At 73.9% G+C, this 26,126-nt stretch carries 24 protein-coding genes; 17 read left to right on the plus strand and 7 right to left on the minus strand.

Annotated features, from left to right (window positions below; all coding sequences use genetic code 11):
• Window position 1: 1 nt before the first annotated feature.
• A complete protein-coding gene (locus SLAV_RS29345) occupies window positions 2-733 on the plus strand; it encodes a helical backbone metal receptor (RefSeq protein WP_030233673.1) in 732 nt (243 codons plus the stop codon).
• Here the strand turns inward: SLAV_RS29345 and SLAV_RS29350 are convergent.
• Complete coding sequence (locus SLAV_RS29350; protein ID WP_051841140.1) at window positions 702-1,826, minus strand: TDT family transporter; 1,125 nt, start codon at window positions 1,824-1,826, stop codon at window positions 702-704. The genes SLAV_RS29345 and SLAV_RS29350 overlap by 32 nt on opposite strands.
• Window positions 1,827-1,896: 70 nt before the next feature.
• On the opposite strand from SLAV_RS29350, the gene SLAV_RS29355 reads away from it, so the two are divergent.
• Window positions 1,897-2,817 (plus strand): LysR family transcriptional regulator, encoded by a 921-nt coding sequence (locus SLAV_RS29355; RefSeq protein WP_030233679.1) that lies wholly within the window; start codon window positions 1,897-1,899, stop codon window positions 2,815-2,817.
• Window positions 2,818-2,857: 40 nt separating this feature from the next.
• On the opposite strand, the gene SLAV_RS29360 is transcribed toward SLAV_RS29355, so the two are convergent.
• From SLAV_RS29360 to SLAV_RS29375, 4 genes are all read right to left on the minus strand, one after another.
• Complete coding sequence (locus SLAV_RS29360) at window positions 2,858-3,676, minus strand: hypothetical protein (RefSeq protein ID WP_051841141.1); 819 nt, start codon at window positions 3,674-3,676, stop codon at window positions 2,858-2,860.
• A 139-nt stretch (window positions 3,677-3,815) separates the two neighbouring features.
• Window positions 3,816-4,544, minus strand: coding sequence for a gamma-glutamyl-gamma-aminobutyrate hydrolase family protein (locus SLAV_RS29365; protein WP_030233685.1), 729 nt, complete (start codon window positions 4,542-4,544; stop codon window positions 3,816-3,818).
• A gap of 48 nt (window positions 4,545-4,592) precedes the next feature.
• Entirely contained in the window at window positions 4,593-6,050 is a 1,458-nt protein-coding gene (eat, locus tag SLAV_RS29370; protein WP_030233687.1) for an ethanolamine permease, read from the minus strand.
• A 153-nt stretch (window positions 6,051-6,203) separates the two neighbouring features.
• Window positions 6,204-6,950, minus strand: a complete 747-nt coding sequence (locus SLAV_RS29375; RefSeq protein WP_030233689.1) for a FadR/GntR family transcriptional regulator — start codon at window positions 6,948-6,950, stop codon at window positions 6,204-6,206.
• A gap of 77 nt (window positions 6,951-7,027) precedes the next feature.
• On the opposite strand from SLAV_RS29375, the gene SLAV_RS29380 reads away from it, so the two are divergent.
• The 4 genes from SLAV_RS29380 to SLAV_RS29395 all read left to right on the plus strand — a co-directional run bounded on the left by SLAV_RS29380 (window position 7,028) and on the right by SLAV_RS29395 (window position 12,005).
• Window positions 7,028-8,392, plus strand: a complete 1,365-nt coding sequence (locus tag SLAV_RS29380) for a glutamine synthetase family protein (RefSeq protein WP_030233691.1) — start codon at window positions 7,028-7,030, stop codon at window positions 8,390-8,392.
• A 44-nt stretch (window positions 8,393-8,436) separates the two neighbouring features.
• On the plus strand, window positions 8,437-9,801 hold the full coding sequence (locus tag SLAV_RS29385) for an aldehyde dehydrogenase family protein (RefSeq protein ID WP_030233694.1): 1,365 nt from the start codon (window positions 8,437-8,439) through the stop codon (window positions 9,799-9,801).
• Between the two features lie 5 nt (window positions 9,802-9,806).
• Complete coding sequence (locus SLAV_RS29390) at window positions 9,807-10,592, plus strand: 3-oxoacyl-ACP reductase (protein ID WP_030233697.1); 786 nt, start codon at window positions 9,807-9,809, stop codon at window positions 10,590-10,592.
• Between the two features lie 108 nt (window positions 10,593-10,700).
• Window positions 10,701-12,005: a haloacid dehalogenase-like hydrolase gene (locus tag SLAV_RS29395; protein ID WP_030233700.1), complete on the plus strand. Its 1,305-nt coding sequence runs from the start codon at window positions 10,701-10,703 to the stop codon at window positions 12,003-12,005.
• Window positions 12,006-12,039: 34 nt separating this feature from the next.
• On the opposite strand, the gene SLAV_RS29400 is transcribed toward SLAV_RS29395, so the two are convergent.
• Window positions 12,040-13,233 (minus strand): amino acid deaminase/aldolase, encoded by a 1,194-nt coding sequence (locus tag SLAV_RS29400; RefSeq protein ID WP_030233702.1) that lies wholly within the window; start codon window positions 13,231-13,233, stop codon window positions 12,040-12,042.
• A gap of 245 nt (window positions 13,234-13,478) precedes the next feature.
• Here SLAV_RS29400 and SLAV_RS29405 point away from each other — a divergent pair, with 245 nt between their 5' ends.
• Genes SLAV_RS29405 through SLAV_RS29415 form a run of 3 tightly spaced genes read left to right on the plus strand, consistent with a single transcriptional unit; the run spans window position 13,479 to window position 16,203 of the window.
• A complete protein-coding gene (locus SLAV_RS29405) occupies window positions 13,479-14,273 on the plus strand; it encodes a hypothetical protein (RefSeq protein WP_051841142.1) in 795 nt (264 codons plus the stop codon).
• Window positions 14,270-15,460, plus strand: a complete 1,191-nt coding sequence (mycP, locus tag SLAV_RS29410; RefSeq protein ID WP_030233706.1) for a type VII secretion-associated serine protease mycosin — start codon at window positions 14,270-14,272, stop codon at window positions 15,458-15,460. Before SLAV_RS29405 ends, mycP begins: the two co-directional genes overlap by 4 nt.
• A 2-nt stretch (window positions 15,461-15,462) precedes the next feature.
• Window positions 15,463-16,203: an SseB family protein gene (locus SLAV_RS29415; protein ID WP_030233709.1), complete on the plus strand. Its 741-nt coding sequence runs from the start codon at window positions 15,463-15,465 to the stop codon at window positions 16,201-16,203.
• Window positions 16,204-16,287: 84 nt separating this feature from the next.
• On the opposite strand, the gene SLAV_RS29420 is transcribed toward SLAV_RS29415, so the two are convergent.
• Window positions 16,288-16,668: a DUF1844 domain-containing protein gene (locus SLAV_RS29420; protein WP_030233712.1), complete on the minus strand. Its 381-nt coding sequence runs from the start codon at window positions 16,666-16,668 to the stop codon at window positions 16,288-16,290.
• A gap of 325 nt (window positions 16,669-16,993) precedes the next feature.
• Here SLAV_RS29420 and infC point away from each other — a divergent pair, with 325 nt between their 5' ends.
• The 8 genes from infC (at window position 16,994) to SLAV_RS29460 (ending at window position 25,978) form a co-directional block, all read left to right on the plus strand.
• Window positions 16,994-17,716 (plus strand): translation initiation factor IF-3, encoded by a 723-nt coding sequence (infC, locus tag SLAV_RS29425; RefSeq protein WP_037687754.1) that lies wholly within the window; start codon window positions 16,994-16,996, stop codon window positions 17,714-17,716.
• A 102-nt stretch (window positions 17,717-17,818) separates the two neighbouring features.
• Complete coding sequence (rpmI, locus tag SLAV_RS29430; RefSeq protein WP_030012385.1) at window positions 17,819-18,013, plus strand: 50S ribosomal protein L35; 195 nt, start codon at window positions 17,819-17,821, stop codon at window positions 18,011-18,013.
• Window positions 18,014-18,118: 105 nt separating this feature from the next.
• Complete coding sequence (gene rplT, locus SLAV_RS29435) at window positions 18,119-18,505, plus strand: 50S ribosomal protein L20 (protein ID WP_007263143.1); 387 nt, start codon at window positions 18,119-18,121, stop codon at window positions 18,503-18,505.
• Window positions 18,506-18,623: 118 nt separating this feature from the next.
• Window positions 18,624-19,481, plus strand: coding sequence for a TrmH family RNA methyltransferase (locus SLAV_RS29440; RefSeq protein WP_030233719.1), 858 nt, complete (start codon window positions 18,624-18,626; stop codon window positions 19,479-19,481).
• 476 nt (window positions 19,482-19,957) lie between these two features.
• The gene (locus SLAV_RS29445; RefSeq protein WP_063760328.1) at window positions 19,958-20,989 is read left to right on the plus strand and encodes a sensor histidine kinase; all 1,032 of its coding nucleotides are present in this window, start codon (window positions 19,958-19,960) and stop codon (window positions 20,987-20,989) included.
• A 151-nt stretch (window positions 20,990-21,140) separates the two neighbouring features.
• Complete coding sequence (gene pheS, locus SLAV_RS29450; protein WP_030233724.1) at window positions 21,141-22,268, plus strand: phenylalanine--tRNA ligase subunit alpha; 1,128 nt, start codon at window positions 21,141-21,143, stop codon at window positions 22,266-22,268.
• The gene (gene pheT, locus SLAV_RS29455; RefSeq protein WP_030233725.1) at window positions 22,268-24,796 is read left to right on the plus strand and encodes a phenylalanine--tRNA ligase subunit beta; all 2,529 of its coding nucleotides are present in this window, start codon (window positions 22,268-22,270) and stop codon (window positions 24,794-24,796) included. The genes pheS and pheT overlap by 1 nt, the downstream gene beginning before the upstream one ends.
• A gap of 153 nt (window positions 24,797-24,949) precedes the next feature.
• A complete protein-coding gene (locus SLAV_RS29460; protein ID WP_051841143.1) occupies window positions 24,950-25,978 on the plus strand; it encodes a PP2C family protein-serine/threonine phosphatase in 1,029 nt (342 codons plus the stop codon).
• Window positions 25,979-26,126: the final 148 nt, after the last annotated feature.

Here is a 26,126-nt window from a genome sequence, read left to right on the forward strand (position 1 = left end):
GGTGCGCGTCGTCTCGCTCGTGCCCTCCCTGACCGAGGCGGTCGCGGTGACCGCGCCGGGGCTGCTCGTGGGGGTGACGGACTGGTGCACGCACCCGGCGGACCAGGGCGCCGCGGTGCGGATCGGGGGGACGAAGAACCCCGACGTACGCAGGATCGCCGGCCTGCGCCCGGACCTGGTGATCGCCAACGAGGAGGAGAACCGGCTCCCGGACCTCGACGCCCTGCGCGCGAGCGGGGCGGAGGTGCTGGTGACCGAGGTCCGGGACCTCCCGCAGGCCTTCGCCGAGCTGGAGCGGGTACTGGTGGGGGCGCTGGGGCTGGAGCGGCCCGAGTGGCTGGACCGGGCGGAGGCGGCCTGGGCGGCGGTGGAGCCGCCCGGGGAGCTGAGGGCCTTCGTGCCCGTCTGGCGCCGGCCCTGGATGGTGCTCGGCCGCAACACCTTCGCGGGGGACCTCCTCGCCCGGCTGGGGGTCCGCAACGCCTACGGGGACCACCCCGAGCGGTACCCGAAGGTGCCGCTCGCCGAGCTGGCGGCGAGCGGCTGCGATCTGGTGGTGCTCCCGGACGGGCCCTACGCCTTCTCCGAGGAGGACGGCCCGGAGGCCTTTCCGGGTCTCCCGGCCGCCCTCGTCAGCGGACGCCACCTGACCTGGTACGGGCCCTCGCTGGCCGAGGCCCCGGAGGTGCTGGGCAGGGCGCTCAGCGGGTCGTGGGGAGCAGCCGGCCGGTGAACAGGCCGCGCAGGGTGTGGGCGGCGGCCAGCAGCCAGGCGGTGACCAGGCCGAGGAACAGGGCGGTGGCCAGCCAGGCGAAGGCGTCCAGCCCGGTGTGCCGGGCCAGTCCGGCGGCGCCGGTGACGCAGGTGCCGACGGGGAAGGTCAGCGCCCACCAGGTCATCGCGAAGCCCATGCCGCCCCGGGCGGCCCGGACCAGCATCGCGGAGGCGAGGGCCAGCCACAGCAGGGCGAAGCCCATCACGGGCACCCCGTAGACCACGGCGAAGGCGGCCAGCGCGTCGGCGTAGGGGGCGTCGATCGCGCCGGGGGCCACGTCCGCGAGCTGGTTCACGGCGGTGGTCGACTGGCCGAGGGGGCCCAGCACCAGGAACAGGGCCGGGGTCAGCGCCAGGGGCAGGGGCCCGCTCACGATCAGCCGGCCGAAGACCAGGGGGAGCAGCATCAGCACGGCCAGCAGGCTGATGCCGAACATGGCGTAGCAGGCCAGCAGCAGCGTCTCGCGGGGCTGTCCGGCGGGCAGGTGGGGCACGAGCAGGGGCCCGACGGCGGCGGAGACCATGGGGGAGACCACGGGCAGCAGCCACACGGGGCTGGCCTGCGAGGCCTCGACCTTGTGCCGGACCACCATCAGGTAGGGCACGAGCACGGCCATGACCAGGCCTATGGCGGTGCCGGCGGTGAAGAGCACGGTGTCCGCGGCGACGGCGGCACCGGTCCCGATCAGGTCCTTCCCGACGGTCAGGGTGCCGGCCCCGACGGCCAGCAGGGCCATCGCCAGGCACCCGTAGAAGGGGGCCACGGCGGGGTCGAGGAGGTGGGCGCGGGCCTGGTCCCGGTGGTGCAGCCAGTGCCCGGCGCGGGCGGTCAGCAGCACGGCGAGGGCCACGGCCGACAGCGCCCAGACGAGCTGGCAGGCCACGCGCTGGCCCGGGAGCTGGTACGGGAGGGCGGCTCCCGCGTTGGCGACGATGGCCGTGCCCATGACGGACGCGTACCAGTTGGGGCCGAGGTGGCGCAGCGCGGGGACCTTGTGGGTCCGGGGCGCGATGTCGATGACGGTGCGGGGTCGCACGATGGTGGTGGCCATGGGTCCAGCGTCCCGTCGTCCGGGGCCGACCGGCAGGGATCACCTGGCTATAAGGTCATAAACTGATGTTATGGGTAACGAGGAGACGGTCCCGCTGGCGCACCGCGTGCCGGACCTGGGCGCGCTGGAGCTGCTGCTCACGGTCGCACGGGTCGGCAGCCTGAGCGGGGCCGCGCGCCGGCTGGGGATCACCCAGCCCGCGGCGAGCAGCCGGATCCGGGCGATGGAGGTGCGGCTCGGGGTGGCCCTGGTGGACCGCTCCCCCCGCGGCTCGACGCTCACGGCCGAGGGGGCGCTCGTCACGGACTGGGCCCGGCAGGTCGTGGAGGCGGCCGAGGCCTTCGACGCGGGGGCCCAGGCGCTACGGGGCCGGCGCGACTCCCGGCTGCGGGTGGCGGCCAGCATGACCATCGCGGAGTACCTGCTGCCCGGCTGGCTGATCGCCCTGCGCGGGGAACGCCCGGACACGGCGGTCTCCCTGCACGCCGGGAACTCCGCGGACGTGGCGAAGCGGGTCCTGGCCCACGAGGCGGACCTCGGCTTCGTGGAGGGCCTGTCGGTCCCCGAGGGGCTGGACTCGGCCGTCATCGCGCAGGACCGGCTCGTGGTGGCGGTCGCCCCGACGCACCCGTGGGCCCGGCGGTCCAAGGGGGTCGCGGCGGCGGAACTGGCCGGGACCGCCCTGATCCTGCGCGAGCGGGGCTCGGGGACCCGGCAGGTCCTGGACGCGGCCCTGGCCTCCGCCGGGGGACTGGCCGCCCCGCTGCTGGAGCTGGCCTCCACCACCGCCGTGAAGGCGGCCGCGGTCAGCGGAGCCGGGCCGTGCGTGCTGTCGGAGCTGGCGCTGGTGGACGAGCTGGCGGCCCGGCGCCTCGTGGAGGTCGCCGTGGCGGGGGCCCCGCTCGCCCGCGCCCTGCGCGCCGTGTGGCCCACGGGGGCCCGCCCGGCGGGCCCGGCCCGCGACCTGCTGTCGCTGACCCGGCGGGGCTGAGACCCGGCGGGGCTGAAACCGGCCCCGCGCGCGGCCGTCCTCAGCCGAGCGGGGGACCGGCGGGACGGGCGGGGTCCGGTTCGGTCCGGGCCCGGAGGGCCTTCGTGAGCAGCCCGCCGACGACGATCAGGGCCACGCCCAGCCACCAGAGGCCGCCGTCGAACACCAGCACCGCGATCCCGATCGGCACCAGCAGGCCCGCCAGGGGCAGCAGCAGCGAGGCCCCGCCCGGCGCGGCCTCGCCGCGTGCGCGGGCGCGGACCACCCCCGGGTACCAGGCGGTGAACCGCAGCGCCGCGACGATCGCGAGGATCTGGATGATCCACCCCGTCCAGATGTTGTTCGGGTTGTGCAGCACCAGGTCCCCGTAGGCGCCAGCGAGGGCCGCCACCAGGAAGGCCAGCCCCCACACCCCGGTGATCACGTAGTTGGTCCGCAGGAAGGCGGGCGAGTGCCAGAGCGAGGGGTCGACCTGCTCCCGCGCGTACTGCAGCGTGAAGGGCATCCCTACGGCCATCGAGCCGAAGGCGATCACCGTCAAGGTGAGGTTCGCGACCTCGCCCGCGTACGTCTCCAGCCAGCGCAGCGTGCCCGCGCTCGCGAGGGCGCCGACCACCGCCATGGCCGCGAAGAACACCACGTCGGCCACTTCGAGCAGCTTCCACGAGCTGCCCCGGTGGACGACCCGCCCCAGCACGACCAGGGCCACGGCCGAGGCCAGGGCGATCCCGACCGCGATCTCGAACCGTCCCGGGCCGACCAGCAGCGAGAAGATGATCCACGGCGCCATCCCGACGACCGGGTTCTCCAGGATCCCGGACGCCGGGCCGGGGGCCGTGCCGTGCGCCTCGGTCCGCATGGTTCCAGCGTGCCCGCCCGGCCCGGCCCCGGCCATTCGGGCGGTGCGCCCCCCGGCCCCGGCCATTCGGGCGGTGCGCCCCCCGGCCCCGGACGCGGAAGGGCCCCGGCGCCGGGGGGAAGGCGCCGGGGCCCGGTCCTCAGGAGACCGGGACCGCCTGACGGGCGACCGGGACCGCCCGGCGGGCGGCGGCCGCCTCGATCAGGTCCGCCATCACCCGGGTGTCCTTGTCCCGCTCCGGGTGCCACTGGACGCCGACGACCCACTTCGAGCGGTCGGGGTCCTCGATGGCCTCCACCGTGCCGTCCTCCGCGTACGCCGAGACGACCAGGCCGCGCCCGAGCTGCTCCACCGCCTGGTGGTGGTACGTCGGCACCTCCGCCACCTCCGGGACCAGCTCCGCGTACCGGGTGCCCGCGACGGGCCTGACCGGGTGCCAGGAGGTGACGCCCGGGGTGTGGACGTGTCCGTCGATGTGCTGGACGAGCGTTCCGCCCAGGGCCACGTTGAGGGCCTGCATGCCCCGGCAGATGCCCAGCAGCGGGAGGTCCGCTTCGAGGGCCGCCCCGATCAGCGCCAGCTCCCACTCGTCGCGCACGGTCGCGGGGGCGCCCGTACGGGGGTCGCGCACGGCCCCGTAGCGGACGGGGTCCACGTCCGGGCCGCCGGAGATGATCAGACCGTCGAGCCGGCCCAGCACCTCCGCCGCCCGCTCGGGTTCGTCCGGCGGCAGCAGGACGGCCGCGCCGCCCGCCGCCTGGACGAGCTCGTAGTACCCGGACGGGACGAGGGACGTGGGCAGGTCCCACACGCCGTAGCGGGTGGACGCCTCCACGTAGGTGCTGATGCCGATGAGCGGCCTGGGCACGGTGATACCTCCAGGGTGGTACTGGACAGCGGTGCGGGGATCAGGATTTCAGTCGCGGGTCAACTCCGCCTCGGCTTCGGCCAGCGCGGCGAACTCCTCCTCCGGAGCCGAGGCGACGAGGTGGCGGCGGCTGTAGAAGGCGAAGTACGCGAGGGCGACGGCGTACACGCCGAGCGCGATGAACGCGGCGTCCTGGTCGACCAGGAAGGTGGCGACCAGCGCCGACAGGGCGAGGACGAAGGCGACGGACGAGGTCAGCACCCCGCCGGGGGTGCGGTAGGGCCGCTCCAGGCCGGGCTCGCGGCGGCGCAGCACGATGTGGGAGAGGGCCATCAGGGCGTAGGAGATGGTCGCGCCGAAGACGGCGATGTTCAGCATCCGCGCGCCGTTGCCGGTGGCCGCCGCGAGGGCGAAGCCGATCGCGCCCGGGATCACCAGGCCGAGGTAGGGGGCCTTGCGCTTCGAGGTGAGGGAGAGGAAGCGGGGGAGGTAGCCGGCCCGGGAGAGGGCGAACAGCTGGCGGGAGCCGGCGTAGATGAGGGAGAAGAAGGAGGCGACCAGCCCCGCGAGGCCGGCGTAGTTGACGAAGCGGCTGAGGGCCGTGGGCCCGCCGTCCCCCTCCAGCGCCACGACGAGGGGGTTGCCGGCGGACTTGACCGCGTCCGCGCCCTGGGCGCCGGTGGCGGCGAAGAAGGTGATCAGGGCGAGCAGGGCGAGGATGCCCATGGAGATGGCCAGGGCCCTGGGCATGGACCGGACCGGGTCCTTGGCCTCCTCGGCGGCGAGCGGGACGCCCTCGACGCCCAGGAAGAACCACATGCCGAAGGGGAACGCGGCCCAGATGCCGAGGACGCCGAAGGGGAGCCAGGAGCTGGAGCCGAAGGCCTGCGGGTCCGCCGGGATGTTGTCCAGCGCGCCGGCGTCGAAGTCCGAGAGTGCGCCGAACGCGAAGATCAGCAGTGCGGCCACCGCTATGGCGGTGACGACCAGGCTGAAGCGCAGGGCCTCGCCCACGCCCCACAGGTGCACGCCGATGAAGATCACGAAGCAGCCGAGGTAGACGGGCCAGCTGGAGGTGAGCCCGAACAGGCCCAGGGACTCGACGTAGTCGCCGATGAAGATGACGATCGCGGCGGGCGCCAGGATGTACTCGATGAGGATGGCCGTGCCGGTCAGGAACCCGCCCCAGGGGCCCAGCGCGCGGCGGGCGAAGCCGTAGCCGCCGCCCGCCGTGGGCAGGATGGTCGACAGCTCGGCGAGGGAGAAGACCAGGCAGGCGTACATGGCGCCCATGAGCACGGTGGCGATGGCCAGGCCGCCGAAGCCGCCCTTGTCCAGGCCCACGTTCCAGCCGGAGTAGTCCCCGGAGACCACGTAGGCGACGCCGAGGCCGGTCAGCAGCAGCCAGCCGGCGCTGCCGCGGCGCAGGGTGCGGCGCTGGAGGTACTCGGCGTCCGCGTCCCCGGGGGAGGGCGGTGCGGATACGGGTGCGGTGTCGTCGGCCATGTGCGCTCCTGCCTAGGGCAATGCAATGGTTGTGAGGCGTACCTTTGCGTCCTGGGTATGGCGGGCGCAAGACCCCTGCGTTAAACAGCGGTTACGAAAACCTCTTCCGCCCCACCGATCGGGCCGCTCGTGCCGCTCGTGCCGCCCGGCCGCTCAGGCCAGGAAGCCGCGCAGCAGGGCCGCCGTCCCGCAGCAGTGCTCGCGCATCACCGCCCGCGCCCCCTCGGCGTCCCGCTCCAGCACCGCCTCCACCAGGGCCGTGTGCTGCTGCTGCGAGTGTTCGAGGTTGCGCACCAGCAGCGGGATGCAGTCGAGCAGGTCGTTCACGGTGGCCCGGACGGCCGCGTACTGGGCCGTCAGGGAGGCGGAGCCGGCGAGTTCGCTCAGGGTGAGGTGGAAGAGGGTGTCCTGGCGGCGGTAGTCGGGCAGGGTCGCGTCATGGGTGGCGGTCAGCGCGCGCAGCAGCCGTTCGGTGCCCTCCTCGGTCAGCCCGTGGGAGGCGCACAGACCGGCCGCGCCCACCTCCAGCACCTCACGGAAGCGCAGGACGTCCTCGATGTCGACCCCCGCCACCCGGCGCCGCAGCTCCTCCTCGGCCCCGCCGGCCGGGGTGTCGGGCCGGGACAGCACGAACGTCCCCCCGTACCGGCCGCGCCGGGCCTCCACCAGGCCCTGGTCCTGGAGCACCTTCAGCACCTCGCGCAGGGTGACCCGGCTGATCCCCATGCGCTCCGCCAACTCGCGCTCCGGCGGCAGCCGTTCCCCGCCCGGCACCAGACCCAGCCGGACCACCTGGAGGATCTGCTCCAGGGCCTCCTCGAAACCGTTGCCCGCCCGCACCTGTCGCAGTACGGGATTCAGCCGCGCGATCGCGCCACCCTCACCCGCCGTGTCGGTCATCTCGGCTCCTCCCCTTCCCAAGCAATGGTTCTATTCAATACCTTAGGCCCCCTCGGCTCACCGAAGGAGAGATTCCAGTGGTAGACCGCAAGCCCCCGCTCGCGCCCGAGGAGCTCCGCGCCCTCGTAGCGAGCGGTGAGATCGACACCGTCGTCCTGGCCTTCCCCGACATGCAGGGGCGCCTCCAGGGCAAGCGGTTCGCCGCACAGTTCTTCCTCGACGAGGTCCTCGCCCACGGCACCGAGGGCTGCAACTACCTCCTCGCCGTCGACACCGACATGAACACCGTCGACGGCTACGAGATGTCCTCCTGGGACCGCGGCTACGGCGACTTCGCCATGCACCCCGACCTCGCCACCCTGCGCCGCGTCCCCTGGAACCCCGGCAGCGCCTTCGTCCTCGCCGACCTCGCCTGGAACGACGGCTCGCCGGTCGTCGCCGCCCCCCGCCAGATCCTGCGCCGCCAGCTGGAACGCCTCGCCGAACACGGCTACACGGCGATGGTCGGCACCGAGCTGGAGTTCATGGTCTTCCAGGACACCTACGAGGCGGCCTGGAACGCCAACTACCGCGGCCTGACCCCCGCCAACCAGTACAACATCGACTACTCCGTCCTCGGCACCGGCCGCGTCGAACCCCTGCTGCGCCGCATCCGCAACGAGATGCAGGCCGCCGGGCTGGTCGTGGAGTCCGCCAAGGGCGAGTGCAACCTCGGGCAGCACGAGATCGCCTTCCGCTACGACGAGGCGCTCACCACCTGCGACCAGCACGCCGTCTACAAGACCGGCGCCAAGGAGATCGCCGCCCAGGAGGGCGTCTCGCTCACCTTCATGGCCAAGTACGACGAGCGCGAGGGCAACTCCTGTCACATCCACCTCTCACTCGGTGACGCCGACGGCAACAACGCCATGGCCGGCGACGGCCCGCACGGCATGTCGCCCGTGATGCGCCACTTCCTGGCCGGCCAGCTCGCCGCCCTGCGCGACTTCTCCCTTCTCTACGCCCCCAACATCAATTCGTACAAGCGTTTCCGCCCCGGATCCTTCGCCCCCACCGCCGTCGCCTGGGGCCTCGACAACCGCACCTGCGCCCTGCGCGTGGTCGGCCACGGCCGCTCCACCCGCTTCGAGAACCGCCTCCCCGGCGGCGACGTCAACCCCTACCTCGCCGTCGCCGGCCTGGTCGCGGCGGGCCTCTACGGCATCGAGAACCGCCTGGAACTCCCCGAGGCCTGCGCCGGCAACGCCTACACCGCCGACTACGCCCACGTCCCGGCCACCTTGCGCGAGGCGGCGGAGCTCTGGGAGAACAGCGAGATCGCCAAGGCGGCCTTCGGTCCCGAAGTCGTCGCCCACTACCGCAACATGGCCCGCGTCGAACTCGACGCCTACGACTCCGCCGTCACCGACTGGGAACTGCGCCGCTCCTTCGAACGCCTGTAGAGCCCCCGTCCACCCACCGCACCGCACACCAGAGAGGCACCACGTTGTCCGACGTGTTGGAAGTCCTGAACCCGGCCACCGAGGAACTCGTCGCCACCGTCCCGGCCGCCACACGGGACGACGTCGACGCGGCCGTCGGACGGGCCGCCGCGGCCCAGCGGGGATGGGCGGCACTCGCCCCCGCCGACCGGGCCAGACTTCTGCGCCGCTTCGCGGCGGCCGTCGACGGACACCTGGAGGAACTGGCACGGCTGGAGGTCCGCGAGGCGGGCCACACCATCGGCAACGCCCGCTGGGAAGCGGGCAACGTACGCGACCTGCTGGAATTCGCCGCAGGGGGAGTGGAACGCCTCTCCGGCCGGCAGATCCCCGTCGCGGGCGGCATCGACGTCACCTTCCTCGAACCCCTCGGCGTCATCGGCGTGATCGCCCCCTGGAACTTCCCCATGCCGATCGCCGCCTGGGGCCTGGCCCCCGCCCTCGCCGCGGGCAACGCCGTCATCCTCAAGCCCGCCGAGACCACCCCGCTCACCGCCCTGCGCCTCGCCGAACTCGCCCTCGAAGCCGGGATCCCCGAACACCTCTTCCAGGTGCTCCCCGGTCACGGGGCGGTCGCCGGGGACGCCCTGGTCGAGCACCCCGGAGTCGCGAAGATCGTCTTCACCGGCTCCACCCGCGTCGGCAAGCAGATCATGTCCAAGTGCGCCGACCGGGTGAAGCGGGTCACCCTCGAACTCGGCGGCAAGAGCCCCAACATCGTCTTCGCCGACGCCGACATCGAGGCGGCCGCGGCCGCGGCCCCCATGGCCTACCTCGACAACACCGGCCAGGACTGCTGCGCCCGCACCCGGATCCTGGTCCAGCGCAGCGCCTACGACCGCTTCCTCGAACTCGTCGCCCCCACCATCGAGTCCATCGCCGTCGGAGACCCGCTCGACGAGAAGACCCAGATGGGCCCGCTCATCTCCCGCACCCAGCTGGAGCGCGTGCGCGGATACGTCACCGACGACCTCACCACCCTGCGGGGCAAGGCCCCCGAAGGCCCCGGCTTCTGGTACCCGCCCACCCTCGTGACCGGCGTCGCCCCCACCGCGCCCGTCGCCGTCGAGGAGGTCTTCGGGCCGGTCGCCGTCGTCCTGCCCTTCGAGGACGAGGAGGACGCCGTACGCCTGGCCAACGCGACCGAGTACGGCCTCTCCGGCTCCCTCTGGACCCGCGACCTCGGCCGCGCCCTGCGCGTCTCCCGCGCGGTCCAGGCCGGCAACCTCTCCGTCAACTCCCACTCCAGCGTCCGTTACTGGACCCCCTTCGGCGGCTACAAGCAGTCCGGGCTCGGCCGCGAGCTCGGACCGGACGCCCTCACCGCTTTCACCGAGACCAAGAACGTCTTCATCAGCACGGAGGCCTGACCAGCATGTCGAACGAAGAGATCATCTGCCGCCGCCTCGTCGGCCGCACCGCCGTCATCACCGGAGCCGGCAGCGGCATCGGCCTCGCCACCGCCCGCCGCCTGGCCTCGGAAGGGGCCAACGTCGTCTGCGCCGACATCGACCCGGCCGCCGGCAAGGCCGCCGCCGAAGAGGTCGGCGGCACCTTCGTCCAGGTCGACGTCACCGACCAGGAGCAGGTCGAGGCCCTCTTCAAGACGGCCTTCGACACCTACGGCTCCGTCGACATCGCCTTCAACAACGCGGGCATCTCGCCCCCGGACGACGACTCCATCCTCACCACCGGGCTCGACGCCTGGCGCCGCGTCCAGGACGTCAACCTCACCTCCGTCTACCTGTGCTGCAAGGCCGCCCTGCCCTACATGCAGCGCCAGGGCCGCGGCTCCATCATCAACACCGCCTCCTTCGTGGCCATCATGGGCGCGGCCACCTCCCAGATCTCCTACACCGCCTCCAAGGGCGGCGTCCTGGCCATGTCCCGCGAACTCGGCGTCCAGTTCGCCCGCGAGGGCATCCGCGTCAACGCCCTGTGCCCCGGGCCGGTCAACACGCCCCTGCTCCAGGAACTGTTCGCCAAGGACCCCGAGCGGGCCGCCCGCCGCCTCGTCCACATCCCCCTCGGCCGCTTCGCGGAGCCCACCGAGATCGCCGCCGCCGTGGCCTTCCTCGCCAGCGACGACTCCTCCTTCATCAACGCCACCGACTTCCTCGTCGACGGCGGCATCTCCGGCGCGTACGTGACTCCTCTCTAAACGTTCACCTCCGCACCACCCCCACGACAGCCGGGCGTCGCACGACGCCCGGCTGTCGTGCTCTACCGTCCCCGACGATCTTCATCGGAATCAGGAGCGACCATCCCAGTGACCCGACTCAGCCCCACCCGGCGGCTCCAGGCCGCAGCCGTCGCCGCCGCCGCGATAGCCGCCGGCACCCTCGTCGCGGCCGCCCCCGCCGCCCAGGCCGCCCGGCCCGGCGCGCACTGCACCACCCCGAAGCTCGCGGCCGGCTGGTACGGCGACAACCAGGCCCGCCTCCAGCAGCTCATCGACCGGTACGGCAGCTGCAACCCGTACCGCCCCGGCCGCGAGAAGCCCGTCGCCGTCTTCGACTGGGACAACACCGTCGTCAAGAACGACGTCGGCGACGCCACCATGTTCTGGCTGCTGCGCAACGGCAAGATCCGCCAGCCCGCCGGCGGCGACTGGACCACCACCAGCCGCTACCTCACCCCGGCCGCCGCACAGGCCCTGGCCACCGCCTGCGGCCCCCTCGCCCGCCCCGGCGCCCCGCTGCCCACCGGCACCCCCGCGGGCGCGCCCTGCGCCGACGAGCTGAACGCCGTCTACGGCACCGCCGCCACCCGCACCGGCGCCGCCGCCTTCGCCGGCTGGGACCACCGTACGATCGAACCCGCCTACGCCTGGCTGCCGCAGCTGACGCAGGGCTGGACCGCGAGCGAGGTCCGCGGCTTCGCCGCCGCCGCCCGCACCGAGAACCTCGCCGCGCCCGTCGGCACCAAGCAGCAGGTCGGCACCACCACCGCCACCGGCTGGGTCCGCTACTACGACCAGCAGCGGGACCTCGTCAAGGGCCTCCAGAAGGCCGGCTTCGACGTGTGGATCAGCTCCGCCTCCCCCCAGCCCGTCGTCGAGGTCTGGGCCCAGGGCGTCGGCGTCAAGGCCGACCACGTCATCGGCATCCGCAACACCACCCGCAACGGCAAGCTGACCGCCCACCTCCAGGGCTGCGGCTCCGTCAAGGACGGCGCCGACACGATGATCACCTACATCGACGGCAAGCGCTGCTGGATCAACAAGGCGGTCTTCGGCGTACGCGGCCCGGCCGCCGAGAAGGTCCAGCCCGCCTCCCGCCGCCAGGTCTTCGCCGCCGGCGACTCCGACACCGACATCTCCTTCCTGCGCGACGCGACCGCCCTGCGCCTGGTCGTCAACCGCAACAAGAACGAGCTGATGTGCCGCGCGTACGACAACAGCGACGGCAAGTGGATCGTGAACCCGATGTTCATCGAGCCCAAGAAGCAGAAGACCAGCCCCTACCCGTGCTCCACCACCGGCTACACCGACCACGACGGCACGGCCGGACCCGTCCGCCGGGGCGACACGAGCGTCATCCCCGACCAGACGGACAGCGTCTTCCAGAACTAGTGCCCTGACCGGAAGGGTTCACCGGGTCACGGCACTAGAGGAACGTGCGGCCCTCGCCCCGGTACGTCGGGGCGGTGGCCGTCACCCGGTCGCCCTCGACCAGGTGCAACGTGTCGAAGCGCTCGCACAGTTCACCGGCCTTCGCGTGCCGGAACCACACCCGGTCGCCGATCAGCAGGTCGTCGGCCGCGCTCCCCAGCAGCGGCGTCTGCACCTCGCCCGCCCCCTCCTGGGGGTCGTAGCGCAGCCCCGCGGGCAGGTACGGCACCGGCAGCCGGTCGGCGCCCGCCGCCCCCGAGGCCGGATAGCCCCCGCCCAGCACGGTCACCGCACCCACCCCGGGCCTGCGCACCACCGGCTGCGCGAACAGCGCCGCGGGCCGCCCGCGGAACGAGGTGTAGTTGTCGAACAGCCGCGGCACGTACAGCCCCGACCCCGCGGCGATCTCCGTCACCGCGTCCTCGGCCGCCGTCTCCGCCACGCTGCCGGTGCCGCCGCCGTTGACGAACTCCAGGTCCGGCACCACCGCCCGCACCGCCCGCACCGCCTCGGCCCGGCGCTCGGCCAACTCCCGGCGGGCCGTCGCCTGCATCAGCCGGATCACCCGCGAACGCAACGGCCGGCCGGCCAGGTCGTCCCCGACCCCGGCGATGTGGCCCTCGTAGGCCATCAGCCCCACCACCCGGAACCCGGGCCGCTCCTGCACCGCCCGCGCCAGCGCGGCCAGCTGACCGGGCTCCCGCAGCGGCGAGCGCCGCGCCCCCACCCGGAACCGGCCCCCGAGCAGGTGCAGGGCCGTGTCCAGCTCCAGGCAGACCCGGACCTCCTCCGCGCCCCCGCCCCGCGCCCCCTCGATCAGGTCCAGCTGCGCGGGATCGTCCACCATCACCGTGACGGCGGCCGCCAGCTTCGCGTCGTGCGCCAGCTCCCCGAAACCCGCCCGGTCCGCCGACGGATAGGCGAGCAGCACGTCCTCGAACCCGGACCGGGCCAGCCACAGCGACTCGGCGAGCGTGTACGACATGATCCCGGCGAACCCGGGCCGCTCCAGCACCCGTTCGAGCAGCGCCCTGCACCGCACCGACTTGCTGGCCACCCGCACCGGCTTGCCACCCGCCCGCCGCACGAGGTCGTCGGCGTTGGCGTCGAAGGCGTCGAGGTCCACGATGGCCAGGGGCGCGTCGAGATGCGCGGTCGCCCGGTCGTACCGAGCCCGGTCGGAAGTCATGGGCGGCAGCTTGCCAGACGGGTGTACCGGTGGGTAGGGGTACGCAACCCCCGGGGGCTCCGCCCCCGGCCCCCCCGCGCCTCAATCGCCGGCGGGGCCGGATTTCACCTGGCCGGGGTGGAATCGCGCCGACCCCGGCCACCCCCGGCCCCGCCCGGCCGGGGCAGCGGCCCGGCCGGGGCAGCGGCGACCGCCCCGTAGAGTACGGGCAGGCAGCCGTACGGAACGGGGGGCGGAGCCGCCGGATGACCACGTCGACACCAGGGACCGCGGTCCTGGGCGAGCACGGACCGCCCCCGCCCCCGGCCCCCCGCCGCCACCCCGGCAGGATCCTCGCCGCCACCCTCAGCGCCCTCCTCGGCACCGGCCTCCTCGCCGGCGCCGCCACCACCGCCTGGAACGAACACCGCGCCGCGCACCGCCCCGTGCCCCCCGACGCCTCCTACCGCGCGGCCGCCTCGCTCTGGCACTCGGCCCCCGTGGACCGCCTCCTGCCGCCCGTACTCGCCGCCCCCGACACCGGCCCCGGCGGCGCCGACCGCAGCTGGACCCGGATCGCACTGGCACCCGACGCCGACTGCGCCGCCGCCCTCACCCCCGAGTGGCGCGCCGCGCTCACCGCGGCCGGCTGCTCCCGCGTGCTCCGCGCCACCTACACCGACGCCACCCGCAGCTCCCTCGTCACCGTGGGCCTGGTCTTCACCCCCGCCGACGCCACCACGATGGCCGGCCTGCGGGGCCGCCTGCCCGCCCCGCCCGCCTACGAGTACGCCGACTCCCGCCGCGCCGCCTGGACGGCGACCGTCACCGACCAGGCCCCGGCCGTGGTCTACGCGGTCTCCGCCTTCGCCGACGGCCGCACCATGGACGCACCGCTCCCGGCCGGGGACGCGGCCCGCCAGGGTGCCACCGGAACGGTCGCCGAAGCGGGCCTGGGCCACGCGGCCCAGGCCGTGGCCGACCGGGTCGGCCGCGCCCTCGGCGCGCTCGCGGCCCCGCCCGCCCCCACGCACACCCCGCGCCCGGAGCCCCGCCGATGACCGCAGCCCGCCGAGCCGCAGCCACCACCAGCGCGATCGCCCTGGCCGCCCTGTTCACCGCGGTCGCCGCACCCCCGGCCGCCGCCGACACCATCCGCGACCGCCAGTGGGGCCTGCTGGCCCTGCGCGCCGAGGAGGCCTGGGGCACCACCCAGGGCGACGGGGTCACCGTGGCCGTCCTCGACACCGGCGTCGACGCCACCCACCCCGACCTGACCGGCCAGGTCCAGGGCGGCACCGACCTCGTCGGCATGGGCGCCGGCCGCGGCGACCGCGCCTGGGCCCGGCACGGCACGGCGATGGCGAGCATCATCGCCGGCCACGGCCACGGCCCCGACCGCTCCCAGGGCGTCCTCGGGATCGCCCCCCACGCACGGATCCTCCCGGTCCGGGTGATCCTGGAGGAGGGCGACCCGGGCCGCGCCCAGGCCCGCGACAGCAAGTCCGGCGCCCTCGCCGAGGGCATCCGCTGGGCCGCCGACCACGGCGCCGACGTGATCAACCTGTCGCTCGGCGACGACAGCGACACCGCCCACCACGAGGCGGCGGAGGACGAGGCCGTCCAGTACGCCCTCGGCAAGGGCGTGGTCGTCGTCGCCTCCTCGGGCAACGGCGGCGAACGCGGCGACCACACCTCCTACCCCGCCGCCTACCCCGGGGTGATCGCCGTCGCCGCCGTCGACCGCCAGGGCCACAAGGCCGCCTTCTCCACCCGCCACTGGTACGCCAGCGTCAGCGCCCCCGGCGTCGACGTGGTCATCGCCGACCCCGACCGGGCCTACTACGAGGGCTGGGGCACCAGCGCCGCCGCCGCCTTCGTCTCCGGCGCCGTCGCCCTGGTCAAGGCGGCCCACCCCGGCCTCTCCCCGGCGCAGATCAAGAAGCTGCTGGAGGACACCGCCACCGACCGCCCGGCCGGCGGCCGCGACGACTCCCGAGGCCGCGGCACCGTGGACCCCGTCGCCGCGATCCAGGCCGCCGACGGGCTGCGCCCCGAACCGGCCGCCCCGGCGCCTGTCGCGGCCGGTCGGCAGTACTTCGGCGCGGGCCCCGACCCCGTGCGGCCGCCGGAGCGGCGCGCCCGGCTCGGCGCCGGGGCGGCCGCCGCCGGGGGAGCGGTGCTGCTGGTGCTGGCCGGCGTACTGGCCCGGCGTCCCCGTGCCGCCCGCCGGGATAGGGTCGGGTAACTGTGGCCACCAAGAACATTCCAGACCCCGGTTTCTCCGACGACGACGGCACCGCCGATCCCCGGCTGAGCGCGGCCCTCGCCGCCTGGGCCGCCGACCGCGCGGCCGAACCGCAGCTGCTCGCGGCCCTCAAGGAGGCCCGCCTGCTGGTGCCCGTCGTTGCCATGCTCGGCGAGGTCGAGACGGACCCGGAGACCGGCCTCAAGCGCGAGAAGACCAGCGACATGGCCGTGCCGACCCTGACCGCGGGCGGCCGGCGGGCCCTGCCCGCCTTCACCTCGATCGCCTCGCTGGCCCTGTGGGACCCCGCCGCCCGGCCCGTCGCCGTCCCGCTGCACCAGGCCCTGGCCGCCGCCGCGCACGAGAAGGCCGACACGATCGTCCTCGACCTGGCGGGCCCCGTCCCCTACCAGCTGACCGGCCCGGCGCTGCTCGCGCTCGCCGAGGGCCGCACGGACGCTGACCCGCTGGCCGCACCGGCGGTACGGGAGGCCGTACGAGTGGCGGTCGGGGCGGAGCCGGCCGTGCTCCGGGCGTACCTGGTCGCGGGCGGCTCCGGCGCCGACGGGACCCTCGCCGTACTGCTCGCGGCCGACGCGGATCCGGCCCCGGCGGCCCGGCGGATCGCCGAGGCGCTCGCGGCCGACGAGACCCTCCGGGCCCGCCTGGTCCGGGGCCTGAACCTGGCCCTGCTCCCGGCCGACGCCCCGCTCCCGCCGGACGAACCGCTCTTCACGCGCTGACGCGCGTACGCGCGTACGCACGCAGACGAGAGGGGCGCCCGCCGACCACCGGCGGGCGCCCCTCTCGTCTGCGTACCGGACCGGTCAGGCGTAGACCGGACCCGTGAACTTCTCGCCCGGACCCTGGCCCGGCTCGTCCTGGACGAGGGAGGCCTCGCGGAAGGCGAGCTGGAGCGACTTCAGGCCGTCGCGCAGCGGCGCCGCGTGGAAGGAGCTGATCTCGGTGGCGCTGGCGGTGACCAGACCGGCCAGGGCGGTGATCAGCTTGCGGGCCTCGTCGAGGTCCTTGTGCTCGGAGTCGGGCTTGTCCAGACCCAGGTTGACCGCGGCGGCGCTCAGCAGGTGGACGGCCACCGTGGTGATGACCTCGACGGCGGGCACGTCCGCGATGTCGCGGGTCATGTCGTCGTAGTCGGGAGCGTCCGGGGCGGAGGAGGGGGAATCGGAGGGCGTCGCTTCAGTCATGCGTCCCACGATATGCCGTGCGGCGGGCTTGCAACGCGGGTGCTAGTATGTACTTCGACCGGCCGGACACCTGTGTGCCCGGCCCACAAGTGGAGGCTCCGATCTCCCACCCGACCACCCTCCGGGGAGGCGGGTCATCCGGTCAGGTGGCATCCATCGTTCCGTACGGACGATGGAAAGCTGCCCGAGTCTGCGCCCCGCGGTTCGCACGCGACGGTGCTCCGGTTGTGTTGGAGCCCCTGCCTGTGCCCGGCGGGGCATTTTTCATTCTCCGCCGCGGTAGGTCTGACGACAAATGACGTCAGCGGCTGTCTGCCAGACAGTCGTGTGGTGCTACCGAGGAGGATCCATCAGCACCGAGCCCCGCATCAACGACCGGATTCGCGTTCCCGAGGTACGACTCGTCGGTCCCAGCGGCGAGCAGGTCGGCATCGTGCCGCTTGCCAAGGCGCTTGAGCTGGCGCAGGAGTACGACCTCGACCTGGTCGAGGTCGCGGCGTCCGCACGCCCGCCGGTCTGCAAGCTCATGGACTACGGCAAGTTCAAGTACGAGTCGGCCATGAAGGCCCGTGAGGCGCGCAAGAACCAGGCGCACACGGTCATCAAGGAAATGAAGCTCCGGCCGAAGATCGACCCGCACGACTATGACACCAAGAAGGGTCACGTCGTTCGGTTCCTCAAGCAGGGCGACAAGGTCAAGATCACGATCATGTTCCGTGGTCGCGAGCAGTCGCGACCGGAGCTCGGCTACCGCCTGCTCCAGCGCCTCGCTTCGGACGTCGAGGACCTCGGGTTCATCGAGTCGAACCCGAAGCAGGACGGCCGCAACATGATCATGGTCCTCGGTCCGCACAAGAAGAAGACCGAGGCGATGGCCGAAGCCCGCGAGGCGCAGGCCGCCCGCAAGGCCGAGCGCCAGGGTGTCGCCGCCACCGACGAGGAGGCTCCTTCCGAGGAGGCCGCCCCGGTCGAGGCGGAGACCACCGAGGCCGCTGAGGCCGCTGAGGTCACCGAGGCCGCCGCCGACGAGGCGAACGCCGAGGCCTGATTCCGGGGCAGCCCGTCTCGGATCACCGACACAACATGACGCTCCCGCCAGCCGGCCCCCAGGGGCCGGTGGGAGCGCCACCGACGAGGAGATAACGGCGCCATGCCGAAGAACAAGACGCACAGCGGTACCAAGAAGCGCTTCAAGGTCACCGGCTCCGGCAAGGTGCTCCGCGAGCGCGCCGGCAAGCGCCACCTGCTCGAGCACAAGTCGTCCCGTGTCACCCGTCGCCTCACCGGCAACGCGGAGATGGCCCCCGGCGACGCCGCGAAGATCAAGAAGCTTCTCGGCATCTGACGCCCTCCGCTCCCCCCGTCGGGAGCGGACGGACGTCAAGACCGGGACCCCATCGAATTCGGGCCGTGTGAAGTCATCCACGGCCCCGCTACAAGGAGTTAAAAAGTGGCACGCGTCAAGCGGGCAGTAAACGCCCACAAGAAGCGCCGGGCGATCCTCGAGGCGGCCTCCGGCTACCGCGGTCAGCGTTCGCGCCTGTACCGCAAGGCCAAGGAGCAGGTCACCCACTCGCTGGTCTACAACTTCAACGACCGCAAGAAGCGCAAGGGCGACTTCCGTCAGCTGTGGATCCAGCGCATCAACGCCGCTGCCCGCCAGAACGGCATGACGTACAACCGCCTCATCCAGGGTCTGAAGGCCGCCAACATCGAGGTGGACCGCAAGATCCTCGCGGAGCTGGCCGTCAACGACGCCAACGCCTTCGCCGCGCTCGTCGAGGTTGCCCAGAAGGCGCTTCCGGCCGACGTCAACGCCCCCAAGGCCGCTGCCTAAGGGCTAGCCGGCCCGCTCCACGCGGCCGGCCCCCACGGACCCGCAGGCGATTCGCCTGCGGGTCCGTGTGCTTTCGCCCCGCCCGCCCCCGGAACCCCCAGAGAGAACCGCAGACACCATGGGTTACCCCGACGAGCTGATCTCCCCCCGATCCCCGCGGGTGGCCGCCGCCAGGCGCCTGGCGCGGCGCAACTTCCGCACCAAGGAGCGCCGGTTCATCGCCGAGGGACCGCAGGCGGTCCGCGAGGCCGTCGAGCACCGTGGGTCCCAGGGCGCGACCCTGATCGAGCTGTTCGCCACGGTCGAGGCCGCCGAGCGCTACGCGGACATCGTCGAGGCCGCCCTGCTGGCCGGCGCGCGCGTGCACTACGCCTCCGACGAGGTGCTGGCCGAGGTCTCGCAGACGGTCACCCCGCAGGGCCTGGTGGGTGTCTGCCACTTCCTCGACTCCCCCTTCGAGGAGATCCTCAAGGCGCGCCCCCGCCTGGTGGCCGTCCTCGCGCACGTCCGCGACCCCGGCAACGCCGGCACGGTGCTGCGCTGCGCGGACGCCGCGGGCGCCGACGCGGTGGTGCTGACCGACGCCTCCGTCGACCTGTACAACCCGAAGTCCGTACGGGCCTCCGTGGGCTCCCTCTTCCACCTCCCGGTGGCCGTCGGCGTCCCGGTGGAGCAGGCGGTGGAGGGGCTGCGGGCGGCGGGCGTACGGATCCTCGCGGCCGACGGGGCCGGTACGGACGACCTCGACTCCGAGCTGGACGCGGGCACCATGGGCACCCCCTCGGCCTGGGTCTTCGGCAACGAGGCCTGGGGCCTGCCCGAGGAGACGCGGGCGCTCGCGGACGCCGTCGTACGGGTCCCGATCCACGGCAAGGCGGAGAGCCTGAACCTCGCGACGGCCGCCGCCGTGTGCCTGTACGCGTCCGCGCGTGCACAGCGGGCGCCCGGAGGGTGCCGCTCCGTGACCCCCAGCTAGTAGTGTGGCCGCCCGGGGGGCCCACTGCGCTACTCGGAGATGTGGGGTACGGGGAAATGACCGTCGGTACGAACAGCTCGCCGGAGGCCGCGGGCGCGGCCGAGGAGCGGCTGCGGGACGCCCCCGGGCCCGCGGGATCCGCACCCGCCGGCGACACCCTCCGCGGCGTACCGCCCCAGGCGGCCTCCCGGGCTTCCGCCGCCCCCTCGGCCCGCACACCCGGCCCGTCCCACGGCCCGGGCCCGTCGGCCGTCACCACAGGCCCGTCGCCCGTCCCCGGCGGCTCCGCCCCGGGCGGCCCGACCGCCGCAAGCGCCACCACCGGCCCGTCGCCCGTCCCCGGTGGCCCCGCCCCGGACGGCTCCGCCCCGGACGGCTCCGCCCCGGACGGCTCCGCCCCGGACGGCTCCGCCCCGGGATCCCCGTTCGCCGGGCCGGGGCCCCTCGGCGATGCCCCCGCGGGGAACGGGTTCGGGATGGACCCCGATGAGTTGCCCGACGGGCTCGTCGTCGCCGACCACGCCGGGCGGGTGATCTGTTTCAACCGGGCCGCCGCCCGGATGACCGCCACCGACCCCGGGCAGGCCCTCGGCGCCCGCATCGACCGCGCGCTGCCGCTCGAAGACCTCGAAGGCCGCCGCTGGTGGGCCCTGACCGACCCCTACGGCGGCCTCGCCACCCGCCGCGGCCAGCCCGAGCGCAACCTGCTCCTGCCCGGCGGCCGCGAGGTGCTCGTCTCCGCCCACTACGTCCGCAGCCACCCCACCGGCCCGCTGTGCCGCCTCGTGGTCACCCTGCGCGGCACCGAGGCCCGCCGCCGCACCGAACGCAGCCACGCCGAGCTGATCGCCACCGTCGCGCACGAGCTCCGCTCCCCGCTGACCTCGGTGAAGGGCTTCACGGCGACCCTGCTGGCCAAGTGGGAGCGGTTCACCGACGACCAGAAGCGGCTGATGCTGGAGACCGTCGACGCCGACGCCAACCGCGTCACCCGGCTGATCGCCGAGCTGCTCGACATCTCCCGCATCGACTCCGGCCGCCTGGAGGTGCGCCGCCAGCCGGTCGACCTCGCCGCCGCCGTCGGCCGCCACGTCCAGGCGCTCACCGCGAACGGCCAGGCCCCCGAACGGTTCCTCGTACGCGTCAGCCGCCCGCTGCCCGACTGCTGGGCCGACCCGGACAAGATCGACCAGATCCTCGGCAACCTCCTCGAAAATGCGGTGCGCCACGGTGACGGAACGGTCACCATCGACGTGGCGCCGCACGAGAAGGGAACCGCCGTCACCGTGACCGACGAAGGCCCCGGGATCCCCGAGGAATCGATGGGCCGCGTCTTCACCCGCTTCTGGCGGGGGAGCAAGCGCGGCGGCACCGGCCTGGGCCTGTACATCGTCAAGGGCATCGTGGAGGCCCACGGCGGCACGATCACCGTCGGCCGCGGCCCCGGCGGCGGGGCCGAGTTCCGATTTATCCTGCCCGTGAGCGCACCGGCCTACCTCACGCAGTAACCCTGCGGAGCGTCTCGCCAGGCGGCCCACGGGCTCCTCCACCCCCGACGGCCCTTAGAATCGTCCTTTGGCACCTTTGTGTCTCTGTGTCGATCGGTCTGATCGTGCCGTACGGGGACCCACCAGCCAGCCATCGGAAGTACGGGAAGAGATGTCGGCACCGAACAAGTCGTACGACCCTGTCGAGGTCGAGGCACTGAAACCGGAAGAGATCGAGCGCATGCGGGACGAGGCGCTCGCCGCCTTCGCGTCCGCCGGCGACCTCGACGAGCTCCGCGAGGCGAAGACCGCGCACATGGGCGACCGCTCGCCCCTGGCGCTCGCCAACCGGGAGATCGGCGCCCTGCCGCCCCAGGCCAAGGCCGAGGCGGGCAAGCGCGTCGGACAGGCCCGCGGCGCCGTGAACAAGGCCTTCGGGGCCCGCACCGTGGCGCTCGAAGCCGAGCGCGACGAGCGGGTGCTGGTCGAGGAGGCGGTGGACGTCACGCTGCCCTACGACCGCGTGCCCGCCGGCGCCCGCCACCCCCTGACCACGCTGATGGACCGCATCGCGGACATCTTCGTGGCCATGGGCTACGAGGTCGCGGAAGGCCCCGAGGTCGAGGCGGAGTGGTTCAACTTCGACGCCCTCAACTTCACGCCCGACCACCCGGCGCGCCAGATGCAGGACACGTTCTTCGTCCAGGGGCCCGAGGGCACCGAGGGCGACGAGTCCGGCGTCGTGCTGCGCACCCACACCTCCCCGGTGCAGGCGCGCTCGCTGCTGGAGCGCAAGCCCCCCGTCTACATCGTCTGCCCGGGGCGGGTCTACCGCACCGACGAGCTCGACGCGACGCACACGCCCGTCTTCCACCAGGTCGAGCTGCTCGCCGTGGACGAGGGCCTGACCATGGCGGACCTCAAGGGCACCATGGACCACATGGTCCAGGAGCTGTTCGGCGAGGGCACCACCACGCGCCTGCGCCCGCACTTCTTCCCCTTCACCGAGCCGTCCGCCGAGATGGACATGCAGTGCTACGTGTGCCGCGGCGCCTCGGTGGGCAACCCCGACCGCCCCTGCCGCACCTGCTCCAGCGAGGGCTGGATCGAGCTCGGCGGCTGCGGCATGGTCAACCCCAAGGTGCTGACCGCCTGCGGTGTGGACCCGGAGAAGTACAGCGGGTTCGCCTTCGGCTTCGGCATCGAGCGGATGCTGATGTTCCGTCACAACGTTGAAGACATGCGAGACATGGTCGAGGGTGACGTTCGTTTCACCCGGCCCTTCGGGATGGAGATCTGATGCGGGTCCCGCTTTCGTGGCTGCGGGAGTACGTCGACCTCCCCGCAGGTGAGACCGGCCGTGACGTGGCGGCCAAGCTCGTCGACGCCGGCCTGGAGGTCGAGACCGTCGAGCAGCTCGGCGCCGGGCTCAAGGGTCCGCTCGTCGTCGGCCAGGTGCTGACCATCGAGGAGCTGGAGGGCTTCCGCAAGCCGATCCGCTTCTGCACGGTCGACGTCGGCGCCGCCAACGGCACCGGCGAGCCGCAGGAGATCGTCTGCGGCGCCCGGAACTTCTCCGTCGGCGACAAGGTCGTCGTGGTCCTGCCCGGCGCCGTCCTGCCCGGGGACTTCGCGATCGCCTCGCGCAAGACCTACGGCCGCACCTCGCACGGCATGATCTGCTCCGGCGACGAGCTGGGCATGGGCGACGACGGCACGCACGGCATCATCGTGCTGCCGCCGGAGCACGAGGTCGGCACCGACGCGATCGAGCTGCTCCAGCTCGTCGACGAGGTCCTCGACATCGACATCACCCCGGACCGCGGCTACTGCATGTCCATGCGCGGCGTGGCCCGCGAGGCCGCCACCGCCTACGGCCTGCCGCTGCGCGACCCGGCGCTGCTCGACGTGCCCGCGCCGAACTCGTACGGCTACCTGGTCAAGATCGACGACCCGGCCGGCTGCGACCGTTTCACCGCCCGCACCGTGACCGGCCTCGACCCCGAGGCCCGGTCCCCGATCTGGCTCACGCGCCGCCTCCAGAAGGCGGGCATGCGCCCGATCTCGCTCGCCGTCGACGTCACCAACTACGTGATGCTCGAACTCGGCCAGCCGCTGCACGCCTACGACCGCTCGCGCCTCGACGGCGCCATCGGTGTCCGGCGTGCCGAGCAGGGCGAGAAGTTCACCACCCTCGACGGGGTCAAGCGCACGCTCGACGCCGAGGACCTGGTGATCACCGACAACAGCGGCCCCATCGGGCTCGCCGGTGTCATGGGCGGCGCCAACACCGAGATCGCCGACTCCGTCACCGACCCGGAGACGGGCACCGTCACCGGCACCACCGACGTGGTCGTCGAGGCCGCGCACTTCGACTCCGTGTCGATCTCGCGCACCGCACGCCGCCTGAAGCTCTCCTCCGAGGCCTCCAAGCGCTTCGAGCGGGGCGTCGACCCGCAGGCCGCCGCCGCGGCCGCGCAGCGGACCGTCGACCTGCTCGTGCTGCTCGCGGGCGGCACCGCCGAGGCCGGGGTCACCGAGCTGACCGCCCCGGGCGCACCGCGCTCCATCGCGATGCGCGCCGACCACCCGGACCGGGTCGCGGGCATGGACTACGGCCGCGAGACCGTCGTGCGCCGCCTCCAGGAGGTCGGCTGCGACGTCTACGGCCAGGACGAGCTCGTCGTGACCGTCCCCTCGTGGCGTCCCGACCTCGCCGAGCCCAACGACCTCGCCGAGGAGGTCATCCGCCTGGAGGGCTACGGGAACCTCCCCTCCACCCTCCCGCAGGTGCCCTCCGGCCGCGGCCTGACCGCCCGGCAGCAGCTGCACCGCCGGGCCGGCCGCGCGCTGGCCGGCTCCGGCTACGTCGAGGCGCTGAGCTACCCGTTCCTCGGCGAGGCCGTCCTCGACCAGCTCCAGCTGCCGGCGGACGACGCCGCCCGCCGGGTCGTCAAGCTGGTCAACCCGATCTCCGACGAGGAGCCGGCGCTGCGCACCACGCTGCTGCCGGGTCTGCTCGGCGCGCTGCGCCGCAACGACAGCCGGGGCAGCCACGACCTCGCGCTCTTCGAGACGGGCTCGGTCTTCCTCGCCGGGGACCGGCCGGGCGTCGCCGTGCGCCTGCCCGTGGACCGTCGTCCCACGGACGAGGAGATCGCCACCCTGAACGCGGCCCTGCCCGCGCAGCCGCGGCACGCCGCGGTCGTGCTGGCCGGGGCCCGCGAGCAGGCCGGCTGGTGGGGCAAGGGCCGTCCGGCGGACTGGGCCGACGCGGTCCAGGCCGCCCGCGCGCTGGCCGTGGAGGCCGGTGCCGAGCTGGTGGTACGCCAGGGCCAGTACGGCCCCTGGCACCCGGGCCGCTGCGCCGAGCTGGCCGTCGTCCTGAACGGCGTCGAGACGGTCATCGGCCACGCCGGTGAGCTGCACCCCCGCGTGGTCAAGGCGATGGGCCTGCCCGCCCGTACCAGCGCCATGGAGCTCGACCTGGACCGTCTCGCGGCGGCCGGCGGCGAGGCCCTCCAGGCGCCCCGGATCTCCTCCTTCCCGGTGGCGACCCAGGACGTGGCGCTGATCGTCGACGCGTCGGTCCCGGCGTCCGAGGTGGAGAGCGCCCTGCGCGAGGGGGCCGGCGAACTGCTGGAGTCCCTGCGGCTGTTCGACGTGTTCACCGGTGAGCAGGTGGGCGGGGGCAAGAAGTCCCTCGCGTACGCGCTGCGCTTCCGCGCGACCGACCGCACGCTGACCGCCGAGGAGTCCACGGCCGCGCGCGACGCGGCGGTGGCCCTGGCCGGCGAGCGCACCGGGGCGGTGCTGCGCGGCGCGTAGCGCCCCGCCGCAGAACCCGCGTGAGGGGCCCTTCCGGATCACCGGAGGGGCCCCTCACTCATTAGGGTGAGAAGAACGGTGACGCGTGTCCGGTACGTCAGGAGGTCGACACAATCGTTCCGGCCGTCGAGCCGGAGGGGGAGGGTCCTACGGATGATCACGCGCGAGATGCCCCGGGTGCGCCGGGTGTGCGTCCTCGCCCGGGGCGGCGCCCCGGCGCCCTGGGAGCCGCCGTCCTTCCCCGGGCGGCCGGGACCGAGCCTCACCACCTGCGCGGCCTTCCTGCTCCTCGCCACGGGCTGCGCGCTGCACGTGCGGCACGGGCTGGTGGCCGAGCTGCGCCGCTCGCGGGAGATCGCCGGGGCCACGCAGCGGGTCCTGCTGAGACCGCTGCCGGGGCGGGTGGACGGCCTGGCGGTCGCGGCGGCCCAGCTGTCGGCGAGCCGGGGCGCGGCCGTGGGCGGGGACCTGTACGAAGCGGTGACCACGGCGTACGGGGTGCGGGTGGTGATCGGGGACGTACGGGGCCACGGTCTCGCGGCCCTCGGGGCGGCCGCCGCGGTGCTGGGCTCCTTCCGGGAGGCGGCCCACGACGAGCCCGATCCGGCCGGGGTCCTGCGCCGGATGGAGCGCTCCCTGGAGCGGCACCTGCGCGAACGTGCCCGCGCCGAGCCCCCGTCGGCCCGCCCGCAAGGGCCGCGGTCCCCGGTGGCGGAGGAGTTCGTGACGGTGCTGCTGCTCCAGATCGCGGCGGACGGTTCGGTCCAGGCCCTGAACTGCGGCCACCCCTGGCCCTACCGCCTCGACCCGGCGCCCGCGTCCGTCCCGACGGGCCCGCAGGGCCCGCCGGCGCGCACGGTACGGCCGCTCGCGGGCGGCGAGACGCTGCCGCCGCTCGGGGTGCTGCCCCTGCCGCCGGACCTCAGATCCGTGCCCTGCGGGAAACTCGGCCCCGGCGAGGCCCTCGTGCTGTACACCGACGGCGCCGAGGACGCCCGGGACCGCCGGGGCCGCTTCTTCCCGCTGCGGGGCGTCCTCGCACAGGCGCCGGCGCCCACGCCCGCGCGGCTGGTCGCGGGCGTGCACGCCGCACTGCTGCGCCACACCAGGGGGCGCCTCACGGACGACGTGACCCTGCTGGTGCTCCGCAACGACCGGGGCGGCCGGGGCGGGCGCCCCTGACGGGCCGCTCCGCCCGCGGTCCGGCCGGGTGCGGGCCGGCGGCGGAGCCGGACCGGCCCTGCACCGGTCCGGCCGTCCCCGCGCGTCCGGCGGAGCCACTCCGCACCGGGCCGGTGGACGGGCCCGGTGCGGGTGCGGCCCGGCTCCT

The sequence above is a fragment of the Streptomyces lavendulae subsp. lavendulae genome (assembly GCF_002803845.1).
GTDB lineage: Bacteria > Actinomycetota > Actinomycetes > Streptomycetales > Streptomycetaceae > Streptomyces > Streptomyces lavendulae.

Coding starts and splice junctions, on each gene's coding strand:
- SLAV_RS29350 (WP_051841140.1), bottom strand. CDS start 1,826: ATGGCCACCACCATCGTGCGACCCCGCACCGTCATCGACATCGCGCCC.
- SLAV_RS29355 (WP_030233679.1), top strand. CDS start 1,897: ATGGGTAACGAGGAGACGGTCCCGCTGGCGCACCGCGTGCCGGACCTG.
- SLAV_RS29360 (WP_051841141.1), bottom strand. CDS start 3,676: ATGCGGACCGAGGCGCACGGCACGGCCCCCGGCCCGGCGTCCGGGATC.
- eat (WP_030233687.1), bottom strand. CDS start 6,050: ATGGCCGACGACACCGCACCCGTATCCGCACCGCCCTCCCCCGGGGAC.
- SLAV_RS29375 (WP_030233689.1), bottom strand. CDS start 6,950: ATGACCGACACGGCGGGTGAGGGTGGCGCGATCGCGCGGCTGAATCCC.
- SLAV_RS29390 (WP_030233697.1), top strand. CDS start 9,807: ATGTCGAACGAAGAGATCATCTGCCGCCGCCTCGTCGGCCGCACCGCC.
- SLAV_RS29400 (WP_030233702.1), bottom strand. CDS start 13,233: ATGACTTCCGACCGGGCTCGGTACGACCGGGCGACCGCGCATCTCGAC.
- SLAV_RS29405 (WP_051841142.1), top strand. CDS start 13,479: ATGACCACGTCGACACCAGGGACCGCGGTCCTGGGCGAGCACGGACCG.
- mycP (WP_030233706.1), top strand. CDS start 14,270: ATGACCGCAGCCCGCCGAGCCGCAGCCACCACCAGCGCGATCGCCCTG.
- SLAV_RS29420 (WP_030233712.1), bottom strand. CDS start 16,668: ATGACTGAAGCGACGCCCTCCGATTCCCCCTCCTCCGCCCCGGACGCT.
- rpmI (WP_030012385.1), top strand. CDS start 17,819: ATGCCGAAGAACAAGACGCACAGCGGTACCAAGAAGCGCTTCAAGGTC.
- SLAV_RS29440 (WP_030233719.1), top strand. CDS start 18,624: ATGGGTTACCCCGACGAGCTGATCTCCCCCCGATCCCCGCGGGTGGCC.
- SLAV_RS29445 (WP_063760328.1), top strand. CDS start 19,958: ATGGACCCCGATGAGTTGCCCGACGGGCTCGTCGTCGCCGACCACGCC.
- pheS (WP_030233724.1), top strand. CDS start 21,141: ATGTCGGCACCGAACAAGTCGTACGACCCTGTCGAGGTCGAGGCACTG.
- pheT (WP_030233725.1), top strand. CDS start 22,268: ATGCGGGTCCCGCTTTCGTGGCTGCGGGAGTACGTCGACCTCCCCGCA.
- SLAV_RS29460 (WP_051841143.1), top strand. CDS start 24,950: ATGATCACGCGCGAGATGCCCCGGGTGCGCCGGGTGTGCGTCCTCGCC.